Source organism: Emticicia sp. (genome assembly GCF_049241225.1).
Lineage (GTDB): Bacteria > Bacteroidota > Bacteroidia > Cytophagales > Spirosomataceae > Emticicia.
In genome coordinates this window covers 29138-34902 of record NZ_JBMLRC010000332.1, presented here as the reverse complement: position 1 = coordinate 34902, position 5765 = coordinate 29138, and the positions used below count along the sequence as shown (strand labels likewise).

Genomic DNA, 5765 nt, shown 5'->3' with positions numbered 1-5765 from the left:
CCAAGCACCTACTGATTATGAGTCAGTTGCTCTAACCGAATGAGCTATAGGCCCTAAAACCATCTTTTTGGTTTCGTGATGCAAAATTATACATTTCTAAATTCTCTTCAAAATTTTATCCTCATTTTTCTCCTCTTCACAACTAAATTTTTCTACTTTGTGTTGTTTCTACAAAAGTATAAAACATTAATAAACTACCTTTGTTCACTCGCCAACGCCAACTGAAAGCATGACCAACAAACGCAAAATATTCAATGACCCCGTCTATGGATTCGTTAGCGTACCTTCTGACTTAATTTATGATTTAATCGAGCATCCTTTTTTCCAGCGTTTACGTCGGATCAAGCAATTAGGCATGGCCGAATACGTTTATCCAGGGGCATTGCACACTCGTTTTCATCATGCGTTGGGTGCCATGCACCTCATGGGGCAAGCCTTGCAGGTTTTACAAACCAAAGGACATTACCTACTTGATGTAGAGATTGAAGCCGCACAGATTGCCATTTTGCTACACGATATTGGCCACGGACCGTTTTCGCACGTACTCGAATATACAATATTGAACGATGTACATCACGAGCATATTTCGGCTTTGCTGATGGAAAAACTTAACCAAGAGTTTGGTGGACAGCTCGATTTAGCCATTGAAATGTTTAATGGCACTTATCACCGAGAATTTTTCCATCAACTTATTTCGAGCCAGTTGGATATGGACCGCATGGATTACCTCAACCGAGACTGTTTCTTTACAGGCGTAGCCGAAGGAACTATCGGCGTTGACCGTATCATCAAAATGCTCAATATAGTTGATAATCATCTAGTTGTTGAAGAAAAAGGTTTATTGAGTGTCGAAAACTTTTTGAATGCCAGAAGGTTAATGTACTGGCAAGTATATTTACACAAAACCTCGATTTGTACTGAAGCAATGCTTATTCAAATCATTGGCCGAGCCAGAGAATTAATAAAATCAGAAACAGATTTATTCATCACACCATCATTTTCGTTATTTCTGAAAGAAGACATCTCGCTCGAATCTTTCAAAAACGATGAAAAATACTTGAAGGCCTTTACCGAAATTGATGATTATGATATTTGGGCGTGCATAAAAACTTGGCAGCATCATTCCGACAAAATTTTATCGACTATCTGTAAAGATTTACTCAATCGAAATTTGTACAAAGTAAAGATTTCTAATTTCCCGATTGAGACATCTTTCATCGAAAATATTAAAGAATTATTACTCGAAAAAGGTATTGCCATAAACGAACTAAAATATTTTATTACCGAAGGAGATGTAAGCAATAAAGGCTACGTTTCGGGCGATGAAACCATCAATATCCTAACAAAAAACCGCAATGTAGTAGATATTGCCGATGCGTCTGATTTACCAACTATCAAAGCTTTGAGCAACATCGTGAAAAAATACTATGTATGTTGGGGCAAAAACGTATCTTTGCAATGATTTTGCGATAAAAAGATGGCTTTTTGTATTATTTGAAGATTATTTTAAATAAAACCATTGAATTGGGATTCACATAAATAGTTTCGTACAACTAATTGGAAAAGTACTAACGCAAAACTTCAGCAAGGGTATCGACTTGCACAACACCAGAAATATGAAATTTACGGTTAAGCAAATAGCACACCTACTGAATGGTGAAGTTAAAGGAGACGAAAGCCTCATCATCAGTCAGTTAGCCAAAATCGAGGAAGGTTCTACGGGAGATATTTCTTTTCTCGCCAACGAAAAATACGAACCGTTCCTGTACACTACCAACGCAACGGCTGTAATCGTAGGCCGAAGCTTCGAACCTCGCAAACAATATAACACAACACTCATACTTGTCGAAAACCCTTACACGGCTTTTACCCAACTTTTAGAAGAATACCAAAAAATGCTGGATGCTTCTAAGAAAGGTATCGAGCAACCATCGTTTGTTGGAGAAGGTACTACCGTTGGCGATAATATCTATCAAGGAGCATTTTCGTACATTGGTAAAAACTGTAAAATCGGCAAAAATGTAAAGATTTATCCGCAAGCATACATCAGTGATAATGTGATTATTGGCGACAATACAATTATCTATGCTGGCGTAAAAATATATGCTAATTGTGTAATCGGAAACAACTGCGTGGTTCACTCAGGGGCTGTCATTGGCAGCGATGGCTTCGGTTTCGCACCGCAAGCTGATGGAACTTACAAGACAATTCCTCAGTTGGGTAACGTAATACTTGAAGATAACGTAAGCATTGGCTCCAACTCAACGATTGATTGTGCCACAATGGGTTCAACGATTCTTCGTAAAGGAGTAAAAATTGATAATTTAGTACAGATTGCTCATAATGTTGAGATTGGAGAAAACACCGTAATCGCCGCTCAAACTGGCGTAGCTGGCTCAACAAAAATTGGTAAAAACTGCGTTTTAGGCGGGCAAGTAGGTGTAAATGGTCATATTACAATTGCCGACGGAACAAAAGCAGGTGGAAAAGCAGGCCTGACAAAGAGTGTCAAGAAAACAGGGACAGCACTCAACGGAAATCCGGCTTTCGATGCAACCGAATATTTGCGTTCGATGGCTGTTTTACGCAAACTTCCTGCCCTCGAAAAACAAATAAAAGCCCTCGAAGATCAACTCTTAGAGCTTAATCAGCAAGGTATTTTAGCATAAAATCAAAATATAAGCAATTCCTCTATTCGATATAACAAATACATTTGCCTAAGAAAATAAGTAGAATTTACAATGAATGTTAAACAACAAACCCTCAAAAAAGTAGTATCAGTAACAGGTGTAGGCCTACATACTGGTGAGAAAGTAACCATGCTTTTACAACCAGCGGCTGTAAATCACGGATATAAATTCCAACGAATTGATTTACCTAATAAACCTATTGTAGAAGCCGATGTTGATTATGTGGTAGATACTTCGAGAGGTACTGTCTTAGAAAAAGAAGGTGTAAGAATACATACAACTGAGCATATTTTATCAGCTTTGGTTGGTCTTCAGATTGATAATGTTTTGATTCAACTTGATGGCCCAGAAATTCCGATTGTTGATGGAAGTGCAATAAGATTCGTTGAGTTAATCGAAGAAGCAGGTGTAGAAGAACAAGGTGCATTGCGTAATTATTACGAAATCGAAGAAGCGATTCATTTCCGCAACGACGACCAAAGTATTGAATTGGCGGCATTGCCACTCAATGACTATCGCCTAACGGTAATGGTTGATTATAATTCAACCGTTTTGCATAGTCAACACGCCCAATTACACGATATAGATCTATTCAAACAAGAAATCGCTCCTTGCCGCACTTTCGTTTTCTTGCATGAATTAGAAGCACTTTTCAAAGCTGGCCTAATCAAAGGTGGCAATATTGATAATGCCGTTGTAATTGTTGACCGTGAAATTTCTGAAGAAGAAGTTGAAAATTTAGCTACTTTACTTAATAAAGAGAAAATTAGCGTTGGTAAAACGGGTATTCTGAATGACATGCCTTTGCGTTTTGCTAATGAGCCTGCTCGCCACAAATTACTCGATGTAATGGGTGATTTGGCATTAGTCGGCCGCCCACTAAAAGCACATATTTTGGCTGCACGTCCTGGGCATACGCCTAATGTGGCTTTGGCGAAGAAAATCAAGAAACACATCACCGATTCGGCAAAAAGCACACCTCAATACGACCCAAATACACCTCCTGTATTTAATGTTAGTGAAATTGCACGACTCCTACCCCACCGTTATCCATTTGCTCTCGTAGATAAGATTGTTTATCTCGATGGCCAGACCGTTGTGGGTATCAAAAATATTACAATGAATGAACCTCAGTTTACGGGGCACTTCCCCGAAAACCCTGTAATGCCAGGCGTTTTACAAATTGAGGCAATTGCACAAACTGGCGGAGTTTTGGTACTCACTACCACTGGTGACCCAGAAGCTTACTGGCCATATTTAGTTGGAATCGACAATTGCCGATTCTATCGCAATGTTTTACCTGGCGATACGTTAATTATCAGATGCTCACTTCTTGCCCCTATTCGTCTCGGTGTCGCAAAAATGCACGGAGAAGCATGGGTTGGCAAAACCCTCGTATGTGATGTTGACATGACAGCCCGATTAGTAAAAAAAGCGAAATAAAAATCTAATCTATCAGATTTAGACAAAGCGAATCTCCGTCATTAGCTCTTGTCTGTTATACGAAACAAATCTCAAAAATGAATCAACCATTGGCGTACATACACCCCGATGCAAAGGTTGCACAAAACGTAGTAATCGAACCGTTTGCTGTAATCCACAAAGACGTAGAAATTGGCGAAGGAACCTGGATAGGTTCGCACGCCATCATCATGGAAGGTGCCAGAATTGGCAAAAATTGTAAAATTTTCCCTGGTGCGGTTATCTCTGCTGTTCCACAAGACTTAAAATTTAAAGGTGAAAACACTGTTACAATCATTGGCGATAACACAACCATTCGTGAGTGTGTGACGGTCAATCGTGGTACTGTCGATAAGCACCGTACCGAAATTGGTGCCAACTGCCTCATTATGGCCTACGCTCACATTGCCCACGATTGTATTGTTGGCGATAATGTAATTTTGGCCAACTGTGTGCAATTGGCAGGACACATCACAGTGGGTGACTTTGCCAATATCGGCGGAATGTCTGCCGTACAGCAATTTGTCAAAATCGGAAAACACACTTACATTGGCGGTTGCTCGCAAATCCGTAAAGATGTACCTCCGTTTATCAAGGCTGCTCGTGAGCCACTTTCTTATGCAGGTATCAACTCGGTTGGTTTGCGTAGAAGAGGCTATTCTGACGAGAAAATCGCCGAAATTCAAGGTATTTACCGCTATATTTATCTTCGTGGCTTGAATAATACCGATGCTATCACACAAGTTGAGTTGGAGTTTCCAGCTACTCCTGAGCGTGATGATATTCTGAATTTTATCTCAAATTCGGAGCGAGGAATCATCAAAAGTCCAGTTAAAAAAGGAGCGGAAGAATAAAATAAGTCAACTGACAATAGTCAACAGTCGATGGTCCGTAGTGAAAAAAGATTATTACTATTCATTAAAGTCAAAACTGTTGCTTTTATTTTCCTAAATATCAGTTGACTGTGGTCAGCGGACTGTGAACTCATCACATGAATATTCAATTAGAAAATCTTGGTAAGAAATTTCGTAAAGAATGGATTTTCCGAAATGTCAATTTAAGTTTCGAGGCAGGTAAAAATTATACCTTCGTCGGGCCAAATGGCAGCGGAAAATCTACTCTTTTGCAGGTTTTGATTGGCGTGATGCCACACACCGAAGGTAAAGTTTCATACAGTAGTAATAACCAAGAAGTTTCGATTGATGACATTTATAAGAAAATCGTAATCGCTGCTCCTTATCTCGAATTAGTTGAGGAATTTACGCTACTCGAATCGGTCGAATTTCACCAAAAATTCAAACCTTTCAAAGATAATCTTTCGGCTACCGAACTCATCGAAAAAATACAGCTTGCTCCGCATAAAGATAAAACTGTCAAGAATTTTTCTTCGGGAATGAAGCAACGTCTTAAACTCGGTTTGGCATTTTATTCGGAAGCTCCCATCATTTTACTCGACGAACCAACTTCAAATCTTGATGCCCAAGGAACGGCATGGTATCTTGAGCAAATCGAAAAACATACAGCCGACCGACTGCTAATTATCTGCTCAAATCAACCAAATGAATATGCTTTCTGCAAAAACATCGTTGATATTAGAGATTATAAGTAGTCCAC

5 protein-coding genes are annotated in these 5765 nt (G+C 39.3%); all 5 read left to right on the top strand.

Going from position 1 to position 5765, the window contains the following annotated elements; genetic code table 11:
- The first annotated feature begins 229 nt into the window (after nucleotides 1-229).
- The 5 genes from ACOVO2_RS17815 (at nucleotide 230) to ACOVO2_RS17795 (ending at nucleotide 5760) form a co-directional block, all read left to right on the top strand.
- Nucleotides 230-1462: an HD domain-containing protein gene (locus tag ACOVO2_RS17815; RefSeq protein ID WP_421771280.1), complete on the top strand. Its 1233-nt coding sequence runs from the start codon at nucleotides 230-232 to the stop codon at nucleotides 1460-1462.
- A 154-nt stretch (nucleotides 1463-1616) separates the two neighbouring features.
- The gene (lpxD, locus tag ACOVO2_RS17810) at nucleotides 1617-2669 is read left to right on the top strand and encodes a UDP-3-O-(3-hydroxymyristoyl)glucosamine N-acyltransferase (protein WP_421771279.1); all 1053 of its coding nucleotides are present in this window, start codon (nucleotides 1617-1619) and stop codon (nucleotides 2667-2669) included.
- Nucleotides 2670-2741: 72 nt separating this feature from the next.
- Nucleotides 2742-4133, top strand: a complete 1392-nt coding sequence (locus ACOVO2_RS17805; RefSeq protein WP_421771278.1) for a bifunctional UDP-3-O-[3-hydroxymyristoyl] N-acetylglucosamine deacetylase/3-hydroxyacyl-ACP dehydratase — start codon at nucleotides 2742-2744, stop codon at nucleotides 4131-4133.
- A gap of 77 nt (nucleotides 4134-4210) precedes the next feature.
- Nucleotides 4211-5005 carry an acyl-ACP--UDP-N-acetylglucosamine O-acyltransferase gene (gene lpxA / locus ACOVO2_RS17800; protein ID WP_188767887.1) on the top strand — a complete coding sequence of 265 codons (795 nt, stop codon included), beginning with the start codon at nucleotides 4211-4213 and terminating at the stop codon, nucleotides 5003-5005.
- A gap of 137 nt (nucleotides 5006-5142) precedes the next feature.
- On the top strand, nucleotides 5143-5760 hold the full coding sequence (locus ACOVO2_RS17795; protein ID WP_421771277.1) for an ABC transporter ATP-binding protein: 618 nt from the start codon (nucleotides 5143-5145) through the stop codon (nucleotides 5758-5760).
- The last annotated feature ends 5 nt before the right edge of the window (nucleotides 5761-5765 follow it).